The organism is Streptomyces flaveolus, assembly GCF_044765825.1.
GTDB classification, from domain to species: Bacteria; Actinomycetota; Actinomycetes; order Streptomycetales; family Streptomycetaceae; genus Streptomyces; species Streptomyces flaveolus.
The window spans coordinates 74322-92634 of the sequence record NZ_JBIWKU010000003.1; the positions used below are offsets into that span (position 1 = coordinate 74322).

17 protein-coding genes are annotated in these 18313 nt (G+C 70.6%); all 17 read right to left on the reverse strand.

What is annotated here, in order from left to right:
* Positions 1-28: 28 nt before the first annotated feature.
* A complete protein-coding gene (locus ACIRG6_RS09785; RefSeq protein WP_350719323.1) occupies positions 29-844 on the reverse strand; it encodes a F0F1 ATP synthase subunit delta in 816 nt (271 codons plus the stop codon).
* Positions 841-1398 carry a F0F1 ATP synthase subunit B gene (locus ACIRG6_RS09790; protein ID WP_225636101.1) on the reverse strand — a complete coding sequence of 186 codons (558 nt, stop codon included), beginning with the start codon at positions 1396-1398 and terminating at the stop codon, positions 841-843. Before ACIRG6_RS09790 ends, ACIRG6_RS09785 begins: the two co-directional genes overlap by 4 nt.
* Positions 1399-1442: 44 nt before the next feature.
* Complete coding sequence (locus ACIRG6_RS09795) at positions 1443-1682, reverse strand: ATP synthase subunit c family protein (protein WP_005311859.1); 240 nt, start codon at positions 1680-1682, stop codon at positions 1443-1445.
* Between the two features lie 72 nt (positions 1683-1754).
* On the reverse strand, positions 1755-2576 hold the full coding sequence (gene atpB / locus ACIRG6_RS09800; protein ID WP_225636100.1) for a F0F1 ATP synthase subunit A: 822 nt from the start codon (positions 2574-2576) through the stop codon (positions 1755-1757).
* A 225-nt stretch (positions 2577-2801) separates the two neighbouring features.
* Positions 2802-3236: a hypothetical protein gene (locus tag ACIRG6_RS09805; protein WP_189228638.1), complete on the reverse strand. Its 435-nt coding sequence runs from the start codon at positions 3234-3236 to the stop codon at positions 2802-2804.
* A gap of 287 nt (positions 3237-3523) precedes the next feature.
* Positions 3524-4822 carry an MraY family glycosyltransferase gene (locus tag ACIRG6_RS09810; RefSeq protein ID WP_365020706.1) on the reverse strand — a complete coding sequence of 433 codons (1299 nt, stop codon included), beginning with the start codon at positions 4820-4822 and terminating at the stop codon, positions 3524-3526.
* 130 nt (positions 4823-4952) lie between these two features.
* A complete protein-coding gene (locus ACIRG6_RS09815) occupies positions 4953-6206 on the reverse strand; it encodes a serine hydroxymethyltransferase (protein ID WP_403321922.1) in 1254 nt (417 codons plus the stop codon).
* A 78-nt stretch (positions 6207-6284) separates the two neighbouring features.
* Positions 6285-6962 carry an arsenate reductase/protein-tyrosine-phosphatase family protein gene (locus ACIRG6_RS09820; protein WP_239762788.1) on the reverse strand — a complete coding sequence of 226 codons (678 nt, stop codon included), beginning with the start codon at positions 6960-6962 and terminating at the stop codon, positions 6285-6287.
* Entirely contained in the window at positions 6959-7606 is a 648-nt protein-coding gene (locus tag ACIRG6_RS09825) for an L-threonylcarbamoyladenylate synthase (RefSeq protein WP_403321924.1), read from the reverse strand. The genes ACIRG6_RS09820 and ACIRG6_RS09825 overlap by 4 nt, the downstream gene beginning before the upstream one ends.
* A gap of 50 nt (positions 7607-7656) precedes the next feature.
* Entirely contained in the window at positions 7657-8502 is an 846-nt protein-coding gene (gene prmC / locus ACIRG6_RS09830) for a peptide chain release factor N(5)-glutamine methyltransferase (protein WP_161168806.1), read from the reverse strand.
* Between the two features lie 51 nt (positions 8503-8553).
* Entirely contained in the window at positions 8554-9630 is a 1077-nt protein-coding gene (gene prfA / locus ACIRG6_RS09835; protein WP_239762782.1) for a peptide chain release factor 1, read from the reverse strand.
* A gap of 106 nt (positions 9631-9736) precedes the next feature.
* On the reverse strand, positions 9737-9961 hold the full coding sequence (gene rpmE / locus ACIRG6_RS09840; RefSeq protein WP_018571447.1) for a 50S ribosomal protein L31: 225 nt from the start codon (positions 9959-9961) through the stop codon (positions 9737-9739).
* 165 nt (positions 9962-10126) lie between these two features.
* Entirely contained in the window at positions 10127-11272 is a 1146-nt protein-coding gene (locus ACIRG6_RS09845) for an LCP family protein (protein ID WP_364682072.1), read from the reverse strand.
* Between the two features lie 216 nt (positions 11273-11488).
* Entirely contained in the window at positions 11489-13288 is a 1800-nt protein-coding gene (locus tag ACIRG6_RS09850) for a trypsin-like serine protease (protein WP_403321927.1), read from the reverse strand.
* A 171-nt stretch (positions 13289-13459) separates the two neighbouring features.
* Positions 13460-15526 carry a transcription termination factor Rho gene (gene rho, locus ACIRG6_RS09855; protein WP_403321928.1) on the reverse strand — a complete coding sequence of 689 codons (2067 nt, stop codon included), beginning with the start codon at positions 15524-15526 and terminating at the stop codon, positions 13460-13462.
* 411 nt (positions 15527-15937) lie between these two features.
* Positions 15938-16867, reverse strand: coding sequence for a homoserine kinase (gene thrB / locus ACIRG6_RS09860; protein ID WP_403321930.1), 930 nt, complete (start codon positions 16865-16867; stop codon positions 15938-15940).
* Between the two features lie 387 nt (positions 16868-17254).
* Positions 17255-18313, reverse strand: a complete 1059-nt coding sequence (gene thrC, locus ACIRG6_RS09865; protein ID WP_189228647.1) for a threonine synthase — start codon at positions 18311-18313, stop codon at positions 17255-17257.

The window sequence follows — 18313 nt, forward strand, 5'->3', positions numbered from 1 at the left end:
CGACGTGTCGCCGTGGCCGCCGTGGTCGCTAGCCCGCCAGGCGGCGGCCGGCGTCCTCCAGGCGGTCCGCGATGGAGCCGTTGATGACCTCGTCGCCGACCTGCACCCGGATCCCGCCGAGGACCTCGGGGTCCACGTCGAGGTTGAGGTGCATCGGACGGCCGTAGACCTTCGCGAGGGCGGCGCCGAGGCGCTGCTTCTGCGTGTCGCTCAGCGGCACCGCCGAGGTGACGACGGCGACCATCCGGTCTCGCCGGTCGGCGGCGAGCTTGGACAGGGACTCGAGTCCCGACTCCAGGCTACGTCCCCGCGGCGCGGTCACAAGGCGCGTCACCAGACGCTCGGTGGTCCGCTCCGCCCGGCCGCCGAGCAGGCTGCGCAGCAGCTCGCCCTTGGCCGAGGTGGTGGCCGACCGGTTGGTCAGCGCGGCGCGCAGCTCGGTGTTCGAGGCGACGATCCGGCCGAACCGGAACAGCTCGTCCTCGACGTTGTCGAGCCGGCCCCGCTTCTGCGCGGCGGTGAGGTCGGCGGTGTTCGCCAGCTCCTCCAGCGCGTCCACCAGGTCGCGGGACTGCGACCAGCGGGAGCGCACCATGCCGGACACCAGGTCGGCGGCGGGGCCGCTGATCTGGGTGCCGAGGAGGCGCTGGACGAGCTCGGCCTTGGCCTCGCCGGCCTGCGCCGGGTCGGTCAGGACCCGACGCAGCGACACCTCGCGGTGGAGCAGCGCGGTGACGGAGGCCAGCTCGTCGGCGAGCGAGCCGGCGTCCACGGACGTGGAGTCCGTCAGCGCGTCGAGACGCTCACGTGCGGCGGCCAGGGCCTCGCGGCTCGCTCCGTTCATCGCGTGGCCTCGGCCTTCGTCGCCTTGTCGTCGAGCTCGTCCAGGAAGCGGTCGATGACGCGGCTCTGCCGGGCGTGGTCCTCGAGGGACTCACCGACGAGCTTGCCGGCCAGGTCGGTGGCCAGCTTGCCGACGTCCTGGCGCAGCGCCGAAGCGGCGGCCTTGCGGTCGGCCTGGATCTGGGCGTGACCGGCGGCGATGATCTCCTCACGCTGCCGCTGGCCTTCCGCGCGCATCTCGGCGATGAGCGTGGCGCCCTGCTCCTGTGCCTCCTGGCGCAGGCGCGCGGCCTCGTGCCGGGCCTCGGCGAGCTGGGCCTTGTACTGCTCAAGGACGCTCTGGGCCTCGGTCTGCGCGGCCTCGGCCTTCTCGATACCGCCCTCGATGGCCTCGCGACGCTCTTCCAGAACCTTGTTGATGTTCGGGAGGAGCTTCCAGGCGAGGAAGCCGAAGACGATGACGAAGGCGATGAGGCCGATGACGAGCTCGGGGATCGGCGGAATGAGGGGGTTCTCTGCCTCCCCCTCAGCCGCCAGGATGAGCAGCTGGCTCATGTCGTTGCCTTTCGTCTGGGTTGCTGGTCGTCAGCCTGAAGTGATCAGGAGCCGTAGACGAACGGCATAACCAGACCGATCAGGGCGAGCGCCTCACAGAAGGCGAAGCCGAGAATCTGGTTGGCGCGGATCAGGCCGGCAGCCTCGGGCTGGCGGGCGAGGGCCTGCGTGCCGTTACCGAAGATGATGCCGACGCCGACGCCGGGGCCGATGGCAGCGAGGCCGTAACCGATGGAGCCGAGAGCCTTCAGGTCACCGGTGACAGCGGCAAGGGTCTGGGACATGCCAGTTCTTCCTTTTCTTTACGGACCGGTGGGGGTTGGCCACCGGACGACCAGGTGTTGGGGTGCGGACGCTCAGTGGTGCTCGGCGAGGGCGCCCTGGATGTAGGTGCAGGTCAGGAGCACGAAGACGTATGCCTGCAGTGCCTGGATGAAGAGCTCGAAGGCCGTCATCACGATCGTCATGATGAACGAGACGCCGGCGTAGGCGATGCCGATGCCGTTCAGCAGGTACCAGCTGGCGATCGTGAACAGCAGCAGCAGGGTGTGACCCGCGAACATGTTCGCGAACAGCCGGACGGCGTGGGTGAACGGCCGGACGAAGAGATTCGAGAAGAACTCGATCGTCATGGCCAACGGCAGCACTGCACCGAGCGACTTGTCGTAGCCGGTCACGTTCTTGAAGAAGCCGACGAAGCCATGCCGCTTGAACGTCAGCGAGACCCACAGGATGTAGACGATCAGGGCCAGCACCAGCGGGTACGAGATGATGCCGGTGACGGGGAACTGAGCGACCGGGATGATCGACCAGAGGTTCATCATCCAGACGAAGAAGAAGAGCGAGACGACCAGCGGGACGTACTTTTCGCCTTCCTTCTTGCCGATGGTCTCGTACACGACGCCGCGCCGGATGAAGTCGTAACCGGCCTCGGCGACCATCTGGAGCTTGCCCGGGACGACCTTCGGCTTGCGGAAGGCGGCCCAGAAGAAGCCGATGATGACGAGCGAGCCGAGCAGCGCCAGCAACATCGTCTTGTTGAAGTAGACGTTGCTGTCCGCGTCGCCCCAGAGGGGCTCGAACAGGAACGAGTGCAGGCCGGGAGCCGGGAAGCCACAGCCGTCGAAGATGTGGCAGTCGGTCTCGAAGGCGAGCACCTGCGTCGGGTCAGCACTCACCGCGGGCTCCTTCAGCGTGGCGCATGGATACGGCAACCTCGTTGTGTCGGCGCGGCGCGGGGCCGCAGTTCGGCACGGGACTGGTGTTACGGATGTGGGGGCGGCTGTGGGGCATCTCGCCTCGCGATTGAGCAGGCGTCAGCTCGAATGCCCGCGCCCGCGATGCCGCAGTTGGCACCGGACGATAGCAGGACTTCACATGCCTCTTTATCCCGGCCCTACCCCTCACGACGAGTGGCCCGTCTTTTCGGGCTTTTTGCCCGACGGTTCAGGCTCGACGTAGAGAATCTTGGACTTCATGTGGGCCCGCGTCTGCGCCGCGATCCATGCCAGCGTGACGGCGACCAAGGTGATCGCGAAGGACCGGGGGTTGAACAGCGTCGTGTTCTTGAAGACGGCGAGGAAGACGAACAGCAGCAGGATCTGTGCCGCGTAGAGCATCAGGCCCATCGCCTGGAAAAGGTGCGGAAGCGATTTGGCGGTGCGCTGCAGAACGTAGAGACCGATACCCATGAAGAGCATCGCCACCACGGTCGCGACGACGGCTCCGACCGCCCCCTTGCCGCCGGCGACCACAGCACTGACGACGGCGGCAACAGCGCCGACGGCAGCCGTGGGCACGGCAGCCTGAAGCAAGATCCGGACGTCATTGGACGGCATGGCGGCAACTCCGCTTTTCGCAGGGGGCAGTGTGTCGTCATGGACGAGCGTAGTCCCGGGCCGAACGGAGTCCTGACGGCCAAGAGACCGTCGCACTACGGTCCTTAGGCTCTACCCGGGGGTTCTCGTGAACCGTATCACAAACTATTTGATGAGGTCTTTACCTGAGGGTGTGCTTGCTGTCACACATGAGAGTGACCGTGCGCGTCTGTGCAATTACCGCACCGACTTGTCTGGTATTACGGCGCTTTGCTCCACCACGAGTTGGCAATGCTCTAGTCAGATTCTTACCTTGTGCCCGAGCGGGGGCCGACGGCGGTCGCGCCGTTGACACCCGAGACGCCCGAGACGCCGGCGACGACGGGGACGCGGTCCTCCGCCTCGTCCGCGGCGGCCGGCGCCTCGGCGGCCGCCTTCCTGCGGCGCCGGTAGCGCGGCGGCACGAAGTGCTCGGCCCAGCGCGGGGCGCGGGGGGTGAAGCGGGGCAGCAGGAGCAGCACCAGGCCGATCGCGCTGAGGAAGACGACGCCCAGCACGATCCACATCGACGCCGAGTTGACGGAGTAGGCGAGCGCGCCGAAGGCGATCAGCGCCGACCAGAAGTACATGATCAGCACCGCGCGGCTGTGGGAGTGCCCGACCTCCAGCAGCCGGTGGTGCAGGTGCCCCCGGTCCGCGGCGAACGGCGACTGGCCGCGCCAGGTGCGCCGCACGATCGCGAGGATCAGGTCGGCGGCCGGGATGGCGATGATGGTCAGCGGCATCAGCAGCGGGATGTACACCGGCACCATCTGGTGCACGGCGTTGCGCTCGGAACCGGAGAACAGCTTCATCACGTCCGGGTCGACCTGCCCGGTGACCGAGATCGCGCCGGCCGCGAGGATGAGCCCGATCAGCATCGAGCCGGAGTCGCCCATGAAGATCCGGGCGGGGTGCATGTTGTGCGGCAGGAAGCCCAGGCACATGCCCATGAGGATGGCGGCGAACAGCGTGGCCGGGGCGGCGGCCTCGATGCCGTACGAGTACCAGATCCGGTAGGCGTACATGAAGAACGCGGCCGCCGCGATGCACACCATGCCGGAGGCCAGCCCGTCGAGGCCGTCCACGAAGTTGACCGCGTTGATGGTGATGACCACCAGCGCGACGGTGAGCAGTGTGCCCTGCCACTGGGTCAGGGCCACCGTCCCCACGCCCGGCACGGGGATCCACAGGATGGTCAGACCCTGCACCACCATCACACCGGCGGCGATCATCTGGCCGCCCAGCTTGATCAGGGCGTCGATCTCGAACTTGTCGTCCAGGACGCCGATCAGCCAGATCAGGGCGGCCCCGGAGAGCAGGGCCCGTGGCTCGTTGGACTTCTCGAAGACCTCGTTGAGGTTCGTGAGGTGGTCGGCGACCAGCAGGCCCGCGCACAGTCCGAAGAACATCGCGATCCCGCCGAGCCGCGGAGTGGGTTCCCGGTGCACGTCACGCGCCCGGATCTCCGGCATCGCTCCCGCCACGATCGCGAACTTCCGTACCGGCCCTGTCAGCAGATACGTCACCGCGGCCGTGACGCAGAGCGTCAGCAGGTATTCACGCACGGGCTTCCCCACAGGTCTCGCTGGCCATTCCCAGCCCCACACCCTAGCGATGCGCGCATACGGGTGAGGACTTCCGGGTAGCGACGATGGTTGCACGAGTGGCTGTGCACAGGTGTGCCCCTACCCCACCTCAGCCCGGATACGGCGGGAATTCCGCGGTCAGGTCCCGTACGCCGTCCCGCGCCGCGGCGGGGTCCGTGGCGCCCCGCAGCACCCCCGCGAGCAGCGTGGCCACCGTCCGCATCTCCCGCTCCCCCATGCCCTGCGTGGTCAGCGCCGCCGTGCCCAGGCGCAGTCCCCGGGCGTCCGCGTGCGGCAGCGCGCAGCAGTCCAGCACGATCCCGGCCGCCGCCAGCCGCCCCCGGGCCGCCCTGCCGTCGACGCCGAGCGGGGCGGGGTCGACGGTGAGCAGGTGGGTGTCGGTGCCGCCGGTGGTCACGACGAACCCCTCCGCGGCGAGGTGGGCGGCGAGGGTGCGGGCGTTGGCGACCACCTGATGGGCGTACGCGGCGAAGGCCGGGGTCGACGCCTCACCGAACGCGACGGCCTTCGCGGCGATGGTGTGCATCTGCGCGCCGCCCTGTGTGAACGGGAACACGGCCCGGTCGACCCGCTCGGCCAGTTCGCTCCCGCAGAGGATCATGCCGCCGCGCGGGCCGCGCAGCACCTTGTGCGTGGTGGCGCAGACGATGTCGGCGTACGGCACCGGGCTGGGCGCCGCTCCCCCGGCCACCAGGCCGATCGGATGCGCGGCGTCCGCGATCAGATAGGCGCCGACCTCGTCGGCCACGTCGCGGAAGAAGGCGTGGTCCAGGTGGCGGGGATAGGCGATCGACCCGCACACGATCGCCTTGGGCCGGTGCGTGCGGGCCAGGGTGCGCACCTGGTCGTGGTCGACGAGCCCGGTCTCCGCGTCGACGCCGTAGCCGACGAAGTCGAACCAGCGGCCGGAGAAGTTGGCGGGCGAGCCGTGCGTGAGGTGACCGCCGTACGGCAGGCCGAGCGCCAGGACCGTGTCACCCGGGCGCAGCAGCGCGGCGTAGGCGGCGAGCACGGCGGAGGAGCCGGAGTGGGACTGCACGTTGGCGTGCTCGGCGCCGAACAGGGCCTGTGCCCGCTCGACCGCGAGCCGCTCGGCCACGTCGACGATCTCGCAGCCGCCGTGGTGCCGGGCACCCGGATAGCCCTCGGCGTACTTGTTGGCGAGCGGGGAGCCGAGGGCGGCCAGCACGGCGGGGGACGTGAAGTTCTCGGCGGCGATCAGCTGGAGCGTCGTCGACTGCCGGCGGCGTTCGGCGAGCAGGATCTCGGCCAGCTCGGGGTCCTGCCGCAGCAGTCCCTCCAACATGCTGTGACCGGCCTCGAGGGCGTGGGTGACCGACATGGTGCGCTCCGGGCGTGCGTCGACGGTGACGTACGACCAATGTAGGCCCGGAAAGTCCCGAATGCCCGAGTTACCGCGTCACGTCCGCGCGGCGACCCCGGTCAGCGCCGTGACCACCGGGTCCAGCGCCTGGTGTATCTCGTCGCCGATCGACCGGAAGAACGTCAGCGGCGCCCCGTAGGGGTCGTACACCTCGTCCGCCTCCGCCGTGGGCGCCAGCAGCCACCCGCGTAGAGCCGCCGCCGCGCGCACCAGCGCGCGCGCACGCGCGACCACGCCCTCGTCCAGGGACGGCAGGGTCGCGGGGTCGATGGCGTTCACCAGGCGGGTGAACTCCTTGAGCGTGAAGGTGCGCAGCCCCGCCGAGTGCCCCATGGAGATGACCTGCGCCCGGTGGTCCCGGGTCGCCGTCAGCACCAGGTCGGCCCGGATCACGTGCTCGTCGAGCAGCTCACGCCCGGTGAAGCCGGCCGCGTCCGCGCCGAACTCCGCGAGGACCGTCTCCGCGTTCGCCTCCATGGGCGCGCCCTCGTGGCCCCAGGTGCCCGCGCTCTCCACGATGAGGCCGCCGCCCAGGACGCCCAGCCGCTCCGTCACGAAATGCCGGGTCAGCCGCTCGGTGATGGGCGAGCGGCAGACGTTGCCCGTGCTGACGTGGAGGATGCGGAAGCTGTCGCGCGGAAAGCCGAAGGTCGTCGTCACCTCCGCGGCGCGTTCCCCGATGCCTATGCCACGCCCCGTCTCAGGGGCCGTCAATTCGCCACCTCGAGGTCGGGTACCACCTTGCGCAGCTCCTCCGCCGACAGCGCGCCCGCGCGCAGCAGCACCGGCACCTCGCCGGTGACGTCGACGATGGACGACGGGACGTTGCCGGGGGTGGGGCCCCCGTCGAGGTAGACGGAGACGGAGTCGCCGAGCATCTGCTGGGCGGCGTCGCAGTCCTCCGGCGCCGGGTGACCGGTCAGGTTGGCGGAGGAGACGGCCATGGGGCCGAACTCGGTGAGCAGCTCCATGGCGACGGGGTGCAGCGGCATCCGCACGGCCACCGTGCCGCGGGTCTCGCCGAGGTCCCACTGCAGCGAGGGCTGGTGCTTGGCGACGAGGGTCAGCGCGCCCGGCCAGAAGGCGTCGACCAGCTCCCAGGCCTTCTCCGAGAAGTCGGTGACCAGGCCGTGCAGGGTGTTCGGGGAGCCGATCAGGACGGGGCTGGGCATGTTGCGGCCGCGGCCCTTGGCCTCCAGCAGGTCACCGACGGCCTCCGACGAGAACGCGTCGGCGCCGATGCCGTACACCGTGTCCGTGGGCAGCACCACGAGCTCGCCACGGCGGACGGCGGACGCGGCCTCACGCAGACCGGTCACACGGTCGGTCGCGTCGTTGGTGTCGTATCGCCGAGCCATTTAGCGGGCCTCCTCGTACACGTACTGCGGGGTCGAAGTCATCGGGGTGTTCACGGCAGCGCCTTGCGGGCGGTCGCGAAGCGAGGGCGCTTGTTGAGGTCGGGGTGGTCGGCCGCGTCGGCCCAGCCCCGCTCCTCGGTGAAGATCCACGGCACCTGGCCGCCCTGGGTGTCGGCGTGCTCGACGACGACGACCCCGCCGGGGCGCAGCAGGCGGTGCGCGGTGCGTTCCAGGCCGCGGATCAGATCGAGGCCGTCCTCGCCGGAGAACAGGGCCATCTGGGGATCGTGGTCGCGGGCCTCGGGGGCGACGTACTCCCACTCGGTGAGCGGGATGTACGGCGGGTTGGAGACCACCAGGTCGACCTGGCCGTCGAGGTCCGGGAAGGCGGTCAGGGCGTCGCCCTGGCGCAGCTCGACCCTGGACCCCTCCATGTTCTTGCGGGTCCATACCAGGGCGTCCTCGGACAGCTCCACGGCGTACACGCGCGAGCGCGGCACCTCCTGGGCGAGCGCGAGCGCGATGGCGCCCGAGCCGGTGCACAGGTCGACGATGCACGGCTCGACGACGTCCATGGCGCGCACGGCGTCTATGGCCCAGCCGACGACGGACTCGGTCTCGGGGCGGGGCACGAAGACGCCGGGGCCGACCTGGAGCTCCAGGTAGCGGAAGTAGGCGCGGCCGGTGATGTGCTGGAGCGGCTCACGCGCCTCGCGGCGGGCGACGACCTCCCAGTAGCGGGCGTCGAAGTCCGCGTCCGGCACGGTGTGCAGCTCGCCCCGCTTGACGCCGTGCAGGTACGCGGCGAGCTCCTCCGCGTCGGTGCGCGGCGAGGGCACGCCGGCGTCGGCCAGCCGCTGGGTGGCCTGGGCCACCTCCGCGAGCAGCAGGTTCACGCTGGTCCTCCGGGGCTGAGCTGTGGTCCGGTGCGGGTGGTGCGGCGGTGCTTACGCGGCGGCGAGCTTGGCCGCCGAGTCCGCGTCGACGCAGGCCTGGATCACCGAGTCGAGGTCGCCGTCCAGGACCTGGTCCAGGTTGTACGCCTTGAAGCCGACGCGGTGGTCCGAGATGCGGTTCTCCGGGAAGTTGTACGTACGGATCTTCTCGGAGCGGTCGACGGTGCGGACCTGGCTGCGACGGGCGTCCGCGGCCTCCTTCTCCGCCTCCTCCTGCGCCGCCGCGAGCAGCCTGGAGCGCAGGATACGCATCGCCTGCTCCTTGTTCTGCAGCTGGCTCTTCTCGTTCTGGCAGGAGGCGACGACTCCGGTCGGAATGTGCGTGATGCGCACGGCGGAGTCGGTGGTGTTGACGGACTGGCCGCCGGGGCCGGAGGACCGGTAGACGTCGATGCGCAGGTCGTTGGGGTTGATCTCGACGTCGATCTCCTCGGCCTCGGGCGTGACGAGCACGCCGGCCGCGGAGGTGTGGATGCGCCCCTGGGACTCGGTCGCGGGCACGCGCTGCACGCGGTGTACGCCGCCCTCGTACTTCAGCCGGGCCCAGACGCCCTGGCCGGGCTCGGTGGCGCCCTGGCCGCCCTTGGTCTTCACGGCGACCTGGACGTCCTTGTAGCCGCCCAGCTCGGACTCGGTGGCGTCGATGATCTCGGTCTTCCAGCCGACCCGCTCGGCGTAGCGCAGGTACATGCGCAGCAGGTCACCGGCGAACAGCGCCGACTCGTCGCCGCCCGCACCGGCCTTGATCTCCAGGATGACGTCCTTGTCGTCGCTGGGGTCGCGCGGGACGAGCAGCAGGCGCAGCTTCTCGGTGAGCCCCTCGCGCTGCTTGTCCAGCTCCTTGACCTCGGCGGCGAAGTCCGGGTCGTCGGCGGCGAATTCGCGTGCGGTCTCGATGTCGTCGCCGGTCTGCTTCCAGGAGCGGTACGTGGCGACGATCGGGGTGAGCTCGGCGTAACGCTTGTTCAGCTTGCGCGCGTTGGCCTGGTCGGAGTGGACCGACGGGTCGGCGAGCTTCTTCTCCAGGTCGGCGTGCTCGGCGACGAGTTCCTCGACGGCCTCGAACATCTTGGGCTCCTGCTACTGCGGTGAGGGGGAAGGCGGGCGACCAAAAACGCCGGTCCCGGCGCCCCCCGCCCGGGGGTGCGGCCGTGGACCGGCGATCGGTGGCTCGCTACTTCTTGGAGCCGGCGGCAGCCTTGCCGAAGCGGGCCTCGAAGCGGGCCACGCGGCCACCGGTGTCGAGGATCTTCTGCTTGCCCGTGTAGAACGGGTGGCACTCGGAGCAGACCTCGGCCCGGATGGTGCCGGAGTCGATGGTGCTGCGGGTCGTGAACGACGCGCCACAGGTGCAGCTGACCTGCGTCTCGACGTACTCGGGGTGGATGTCGCGCTTCAAGGTGTCTCCTAGGTTCGGGAGGGCGCCGGGTCGCCGCCGCGGGATGCGGGAGCGTGAACCGGGGCCGACGTACCAGTCTGCCAGGACCGGCCGCATCTCCCAAAACCGGGGGGCCGGGTGATCTATTCCCCGGGTGCCGTAGGCCGCCTTCCGGGTGCCGGGTGCTCAGGACGCGGACACGACGTCCTTGGCCTGGCCGGTGGCCGTGTCCGCGGTCGCGCTCGCCGGGATCGGCCGGTCGTGCCTCAGCGCGTCCCACACCTGCCGGGCCTTGGCCTCCTCGACGAGGACGCGGTTGGCGTCGGCGGGGTCGTAGATCACCGGCATGGTGACCATGTGCATGTTGGCGGGGCCGATGCCCTTGAGGCCGCTCGCGAAGGACATCAGGGAGTTCACCGAGCCCAGGTCGGAGTCGGTGGTGACGGTCTTGGTGGCGGTGTCGGCGACGTCGTACAGCTTCTTGGGGTTGCCGAGCAGGCCGATGTCGTCGACCTGGTTGACCAGGGCCTTGACGAAGGCCTGCTGGAGCTGGATGCGGCCCAGGTCGGAGCCGTCGCCGACGCCGTGCCGGGTGCGGACCAGACCGAGGGACTGCTCGCCGTCGAGCCGGTGGGTGCCGGCCTTCAGGTCGAGGTGGCTGTCGGGGTCCTTGATGTCCGCGGTGGTGGTGACCTCGACGCCGCCGAGGTCGTCGATGAGCTGCTGGAAGCCGCTGAAGTCGACCTCGAGGTAGTGGTCCATGCGCAGGCCGCTGACCGATTCGACGGTCTTCACGGCGCAGGCGGCGCCGCCGGTGGAGTAGGCGGAGTTGAACATCACGTCGGTCGCGGCGGGGTGCTCGTCGCCGTCGGTGCCGGTGCACTCGGGCCGGTCGATGAGGGTGTCGCGGGGGATGGAGACCACGCTGGCCTTCTTGTGTCCCTTGTGGACGTGCACGACCATCGCCGTGTCGGAGCGGGCGGTGCCGTCGTCGGCGCCGCCGCCGAGCCGCTTGTTGCCGCCGGAGCGGGTGTCCGAGCCGAGGACGAGGATGTTCTCGGAGCCGTTGTCGGCCTTCTCGGGCCGGTCGGTGCCGAGGGCCTGGTCGATGTCGACGCTCGTGAGGTTGCCGTTGAGCTTGAAGTACAGGACTCCGGCGCCGGTGCCGCCCAGGACCACGATGCCCGCGGCGGTCCAGGCCATGGCGAGCAGCGCCTTGCGCCGTCTGTCGCGGGGCTTGCGGCGGCGCCCCTTGCCCCGGCGGCGGGGCCCGTCGGCGCCGGACTCTCCGGGGCCGGGTATGGCGGGATCCGGCATACTCTCGGCGGACATGTGCTCCTCGGTTCTCGTACGGTCGGCTACCCCCTGCTTCTCAGGGTCGGGTCGGTGCGGATCCGGCGGGTTTCCACCGGTACCTCACCATCGTCCCCCCGTACGTCGGACGGCGGAACTCGGGACAGGGTTGCACAACACACTGTGCCCGGCGCGTGACGCGCCGGGCACAGAGAGTCGCCTGCGGGACCGCGAATCCCGCGGTCACCTGCGGTTTCAGCTGACGATGTCGTAACTGCCGTAGCCGCTGCCGATCTTGACGGCTGTGGCGAAGATCGCGGTTCCGGCCTTGCCGGTACCGGCGTACAGGTAGGCGTTCCCGTACTTCGTGATGGCCACGACGTCGGCCTTGCCGTCGCCGGTCACGTCGCCGGGCGAGACGACGGTCTTGACGTCGGGCCAGGACCGCAGCTTGATCCGGGACGAGAAGGCGCTGGTGGCCGTACCGCGGCCCGAGTACAGGTAGAGGTCGCCGTTGCCGGCGCGGGCGAGCAGGTCCGCCTTGCCGTCGCCGGTGAAGTCGCCGTGCCCGCGGAGCTGGTTGTAGGCGGAGAAACCGGTGGTCACCCGGATCGGGCTGCCGAAGGTGCCGTTGCCGCGGCCCGGGTAGAGCAGGAGGGTGTTCGCGGAGTCCAGCGACAGGAGGTCGGGCAGGGTGTCCCCGGTCAGGTCGCCCGGCACGAGGATCTGCTTGCGGCTGCCCCAGCCGGTGGCGAGGGTCTTGTGCGCCCAGGACTGGCTGGAGGGCTGGTAGTGCGACCAGACCAGGCTGCCGTCGGTGCCGCGGCTGACGAGGTCCTGGTAGCCGTCCCGGTCGAGGTCGGCCTGGACGACCAGGTTGACGCCGCTCCAGTCGCCCCAGGCCTCGCGGGCGGCGAAGGAGGTGCCCTTGGAGTTCTGGGAGTAGCCCACCTTGTTGGACGCCTGGCGCAGCCACAGGTCGGCGCGGCCGTCGCCGCTGATGTCGGTGTCGTCCACCCGCGGGTAGGTGGTGCCGGCGTAGGTGCTGACCTTGGCGAAGACACCGTACGCGCCCTTTGCGACGCAGTCCTCCACGCCCCAGGAGACGACGCCGACGATGCGGCCGCCGACGACCAGGGGGCCGCCGGAGTCGCCGTTGCACGGCGTGACGGTGCCCGTGTCGGACCCGGTCGCGGGTGCGCCGGCGCAGATCATGTGGCCCTTGACGTAGTCGGCGCCCCAGGCGCCGGCGCAGGTGCCGTCCGACTGGATCGGCAGCGTGGCCGTCCTCAGCACGTCGGAGATGTCGTCGGAGGTGGAGCTGGTGCGGCCCCAGCCGTACACCTTGGCGCCGGTCCCGGCCTGGTAGGAGGCCGTGTCGTTCGCCGTCGTCATCGGGATCGGCTTGGCCGTGACCGGGTTCGGCAGGGTCAGCAGGGCCAGGTCGTTGTCGATGGTCACCGCGTTGTACGACGGGTGGTTCCACTGCCGCCACACGCCGGACACGGTGCCGCCGTGCAGGTCGCTGTTCGTGGCCAGCTGCGCGGTGCCGGTGACGACGGCGCCGTTGGCGTACCAGTTGTAGCCCTTGACGCAGTGCGCGGCGGTGAGGATCTTCGTCGGGGCGACGACGGCGCCGCCGCAGAAGAAGCCGATGTCGTCGCTCTCGCCCGTGGTGCCGCGGTCGTCGTAGTACCAGAGCTGGGCCATCCACGGCGCGGTGGAGATGCCGGTCTGCGTGCCGCCGATGATCTTCGGGTCGATCGCGGCGGCGTCGCCGGTGGTGTCACTGCGCTGGGTCCGGCCGGCGTGCTCGCCGGCCTTGTCGTCGCCGGCCACGGCGCCCGCGATGCGCCGCTGCAGCTCGGCCTGCGGCACGGTCCTCGGGGCGGGCCGGACCGTCGGGTCCGGCACGGTGGGAGCGGCGGTGGCGGACGACGTCGTCAGCGTGGCGGCCACGAGCCCGGCGAGGCCGGCGGCGAGCGCGGGCAGCGCGACACGAGTGCCGCGTCTGTGGCGGCGGGTCCGTCCGGACGCGGACAGGGATGTAGGCACTCAAGTCCCCCCAGGAGATGAGAAATTGGTGAAGCGAGCGGCGTGGCGCCGGTCGATCCCCCCGGACGCCGAACACTCGCGAAGGCGTGATCGTACACCTGTTCACAGACAACGCACAGAGCCGCCCCCGTCACGGGTGTGACGGGGGCGGCTCTGTGGTGTGCGAAGACGTCAGTCGCCGTTGCCCGGCGTCGGGGTCGTCTTCTGGATCTGCAGCAGGAACTCGGCGTTCGACTTGGTCTGCTTCATCTTGTCGAGGAGCAGTTCGATCGCCTGCTGCGAGTCGAGCGCGTGCAGCACCCGGCGCAGCTTCCAGACGATGGCCAGCTCGTCGCTGCCGAGCAGGATCTCTTCCTTACGGGTACCGGACGCGTCCACGTCCACCGCCGGGAAGATGCGCTTGTCGGCGAGCTTGCGGTCGAGCTTGAGCTCCATGTTGCCGGTGCCCTTGAACTCCTCGAAGATCACCTCGTCCATGCGGGACCCGGTGTCCACCAGGGCGGTGGCGAGGATGGTCAGCGAGCCGCCGTCCTCGATGTTGCGGGCCGCACCGAAGAAGCGCTTCGGCGGGTACAGGGCGGTCGAGTCGACACCACCGGACAGGATGCGGCCGGAGGCCGGGGCGGCGAGGTTGTACGCACGGCCCAGACGCGTGATCGAGTCGAGCAGCACGACGACGTCGTGGCCCAGCTCCACCAGTCGCTTGGCGCGCTCGATGGCGAGCTCGGCGACCGTGGTGTGGTCCTCGGCCGGGCGGTCGAAGGTCGAGGAGATGACCTCGCCCTTCACCGACCGCTGCATGTCGGTGACCTCTTCCGGACGCTCGTCGACGAGGACGACCATCAGGTGGCATTCGGGGTTGTTGTGGGTGATCGCGTTGGCGACCGCCTGCATGATCATGGTCTTGCCGGTCTTCGGCGGGGCCACGATCAGACCGCGCTGGCCCTTACCGATGGGCGAGACGAGGTCGATGATGCGGGTGGTGAGCACGCCGGGGTCCGTCTCCAGGCGGAGGCGGTCCTGCGGGTACAGCGGCGTCAGCTTGTTGAACTCCGGCCGTCCGCGGCCGTGTTCGGGCGCCATGCCGTTGACGGAGTCCAGGCGGACCAGCGCGTTGAACTTCTCGCGCCGCTCGCCTTCCTTCGGCTGCCGCACCGCACCGGTGAGGTGGTCGCCCTTGCGCAGGCCGTTCTTGCGGACCTGGGCGAGGGAGACGTACACGTCGTTCGGACCGGGCAGGTAGCCGGAGGTCCGGATGAACGCGTAGTTGTCGAGGATGTCGAGGATGCCCGCGACCGGGATGAGGACGTCGTCCTCGTTGATCTGCGGCTCCTGCTGGATGTCGTCGCGCCCGCGACGGCCCCGGCGGTCCCGGTAGCGGCCGCGACGGCCACGGCGGCCGCCGTCGAAGTCGTCGTCGTCCTGCTGCTGACGGTCCTGGCGTCCGCCGCCCTGCTGCTGGCGCTGCTGACCGCCGCCCTGGTTCTGCTGCTGGTCGTCGCCCTTGCCGCGGCGGTCGCGGTCACGCCCGCGGTCACGATCGCGGTCGCGGTCGCGGCGGTCGCGGCGGCGGCCCTCGGCGCCGTCACCGGCGTCGCCCCGCCCGTCGCCCTGGTTCTGCTGCGACTGCTGCGCGGAGGAGTCGTTCCTCGGCTCGCTCTTGACCTCGGCGACGGCCGTGTCGGTGGCGGCGGCCGGGCTGCCGGCGTCGGCGGTGGCCCGGCGACGGCGGCGCTCGGAGGGGGCGTCGTCGGCGGGGGCACCCGACTGGTCGGCGGAGGCCGACACCTTCGGGGACGGCTGGCCGGGGATCTCGATCTGCTGCTGGGCCACGGCCTTGTCGGCGGCCGTCTTGTCCGCCTTCTTCTCGGCCTTGCCGGCCTTCGCGGCCTTCTCGGCGGTGGCGCTCTCGTCGCCCGTACGGGAGCGGGAGGTGGCGCGGCGCTTCGGCTTGGTCTCGCCGGCGGCGTCCGCGGCGGGCGCGGCCTTGGCGGGGGCGCCCCCCGCGGCCTGCGCTTCCTTGATGACCTCGATCAGCTGGCTCTTGCGCATCCGCGCGGTGCCCCTGATGCCGAGGCCGGATGCGACCTGCTGCAGCTCGGCCAGCACCATGCCCTCGAGGCCGGTACCGCGGCGCCGCCGGGAGCCGGCACCGGTGGCAGGCGCGGAGGCGTCCGTGGCGGGCGCGGCAGCGGTCTCCTCGACACGTGCGCCCATCAGATCGGTGGTGTCGCTCACGAAGGGTCCTTCCCTGGAGCGGACGTCGGCCTGTCTGGCTCGGCGACCGGTTGTGCTGTCCGGCTTCGGTCCTTGCTGTGTGAACCGTGCCGGGGCGGTGGTCCGCCTAAGCGGCGGAAGAGATATCTGGTGATGGCGCTCCCCCTGGCCGTGGCACCCAGTGTCTGTGTCACGCGGTGTGGTCGCACCGGTTCCGAAGCGTGCCCGGCGGGCCGCTCAGTGTCCGTGTCGGCCGTACTGATGACGTACGACGTCGAGCACACAATGCGGCTTGGGGGGCTCCCGGAAGAATGTCTGTCCCGGACGGGGACACGAGGCACCTCGCCATGGTGGGGTCGGGTGCAGACTTGAGATTAACACTACCGGATCCAACAAACATTCCCCCTCTCGAAATCCGGCAACCGTCCGCGTCTAGAGGTCACCGGAGGTCGCCAGTGGCAGGACGCTGGCGCCCTGCTGGTCCAGGCTCAGCCGGTTGGCCGCCCAGTCCGTGCCCGCCAGCGCCTCGACCTTGTCGGCCGTGACGGCGTCGGCGAGCGCCATCACCGTGGGGCCGGCACCGGAGATGACCGCCGGGATGCCGTCGCCGCGCAGCCGCTCCACCAGTGCGGCGCTCTCCGGCATGGCCGGCGCGCGGTACTCCTGGTGGAGACGGTCCTCGGTGGCCGGCAGCAGCAGCTCGGGGCGCCTGGTCAGGGCCTCGACGAGCAGGGCGGCGCGGCCCGCGTTGGCGGCGGCGTCGACGTGCGGCACGGTGCGCGGGAGCAGACCGCGCGCGGTCTCCGTCAGGACCGGCTTTCCGGGCACGAAAACCACCGGAACGATGGAATCGGAGGGCTCCATCCTGATGGCCCGGGCGGCGCCGGACTCCATCCAGGACAGGGTGAAGCCGCCCAGCAGACAGGCCGCCACGTTGTCGGGGTGGCCCTCGATCTCGGTGGCGAGGTCGAGCAGCGCGGCGTCGTCGAGGCGGGCCTCGCCGCCTATCGTCACCGCGCGCGCGGCGACGATGCCGGCGCAGATGGCGGCGGAGGAGGAACCGAGGCCGCGGCCGTGCGGGATGCGGTTGGCGCAGACGATCTCCAGGCCGCGCGGCTGTCCGCCGAGGAGGTCGAAGGCGGTGCGCAGGGAGCGTACGAGCAGGTGTTTCTCGTCGCGCGGCAGCGTCTCGCTGCCCTCACCCGCGATGTCGATGTGCAGCCCGGAGTCGGCCACCCGGACGACCACGTCGTCGTACAAGCCCAGCGCGAGGCCGAGGGCGTCGAAGCCCGGGCCGAGGTTGGCGCTGGTGGCGGGGACGCGCACCCGGACGGCGGCGGCGCGGAACGCTGGACCGGCCATCGCTCGATGACTCTCCTTGAGCTGCGTGGTGGTCGAATGACGTTCGATCGGCATTCGGTGACGTACAGGAACCCCGGGGCCGCCGCTTCCTGCCGAACGGGCGACCGGACCGCTGCCGCTTGCCGACCGCGGAGACAGCGCGGTACCGCGGCATATGCGGCGGGCGGGTTCGGTACAGCCTATCGAAGGAAGGTTCTGTGGCGACACAGGGCGCACAGGCGGCGCACGATGCGTGTCGTAAGCCCCCTGTGCACCCCCCGCTAAGGGCTTTCCCGGATGGGCGTCGCTTACGCCCGTTCGCGCCGGTGGGAGGGGCGCGTTTTCCCGTCGGCGGGACGGCCGGGCCGCCCCGCCGAGAGCCCGGCACGCGCCCGGCCGGGCGCGTGCTCAGACGAGGCCGAGGCGCTCGGCCGCGGTGGCCGCGTCGACCGGGACGGTGACCGGCTGGGGGGCGCCGGCGACGGCCCAGTCGGGGTCCTTCAGCCCGTTGCCGGTGACGGTGCACACGATGCGCTGCCCCGGGTCGACCTTGCCCTGCTCGGCGGCCTTCAGCAGACCGGCCACCGACGCGGCGGACGCGGGCTCGACGAAGACGCCCTCCTGGGAGGCCAACAGCCGGTATGCGCGCAGGATCTCACGGTCCGTCACCTCGTCGATGGCGCCGCCGGACTCGTCCCGCGCGGCGAGCGCGAAGTCCCACGAGGCGGGGTTGCCGATGCGGATGGCGGTGGCGATGGTCGACGGGTCCTTGACGACCTCGCCGCGCACGATCGGGGCGCTGCCGGAGGCCTGGAAGCCCCACATCCGGGGCGTCCTCGTGCTGATCGCGTCGGCGGCGTACTCCTTGTAGCCCTTCCAGTACGCGGTGATGTTGCCCGCGTTGCCCACCGGCAGGACGTGGATGTCGGGCGCGTCGCCGAGCATGTCCACGATCTCGAAGGCGGCCGTCTTCTGCCCCTCGATACGTACCGGGTTGACCGAATTGACCAGCGCCACGGGGTAGTTGTCGCTCAGCGCGCGAGCGAGCGTGAGGCAGTCGTCGAAGTTGCCGTCGACCTGGAGGATCTTCGCGCCGTGCACGAGGGCCTGGCCCATCTTGCCGAGCGCGATCTTGCCCTGCGGCACGAGGACGGCGGAGACCATCCCGGCCCGCACGCCGTACGCGGCGGCGGAGGCGGACGTGTTGCCCGTGGACGCGCAGATGACGGCCTGCGCACCCTCCTCCTTGGCCTTGCTGATGGCCATGGTCATGCCGCGGTCCTTGAAGGACCCGGTCGGGTTCGCACCCTCCACCTTGAGGTGGACCTCGCAGCCCGTGCGCTCGGAGAGCACCTGCGCGGGCACGAGCGGCGTGCCGCCCTCACGGAGCGTCACGACCGGCGTGCTGTCGGAGACCGGCAGCCTGTCCCGGTACTCCTCGATGATTCCGCGCCACTGGTGGGTCAT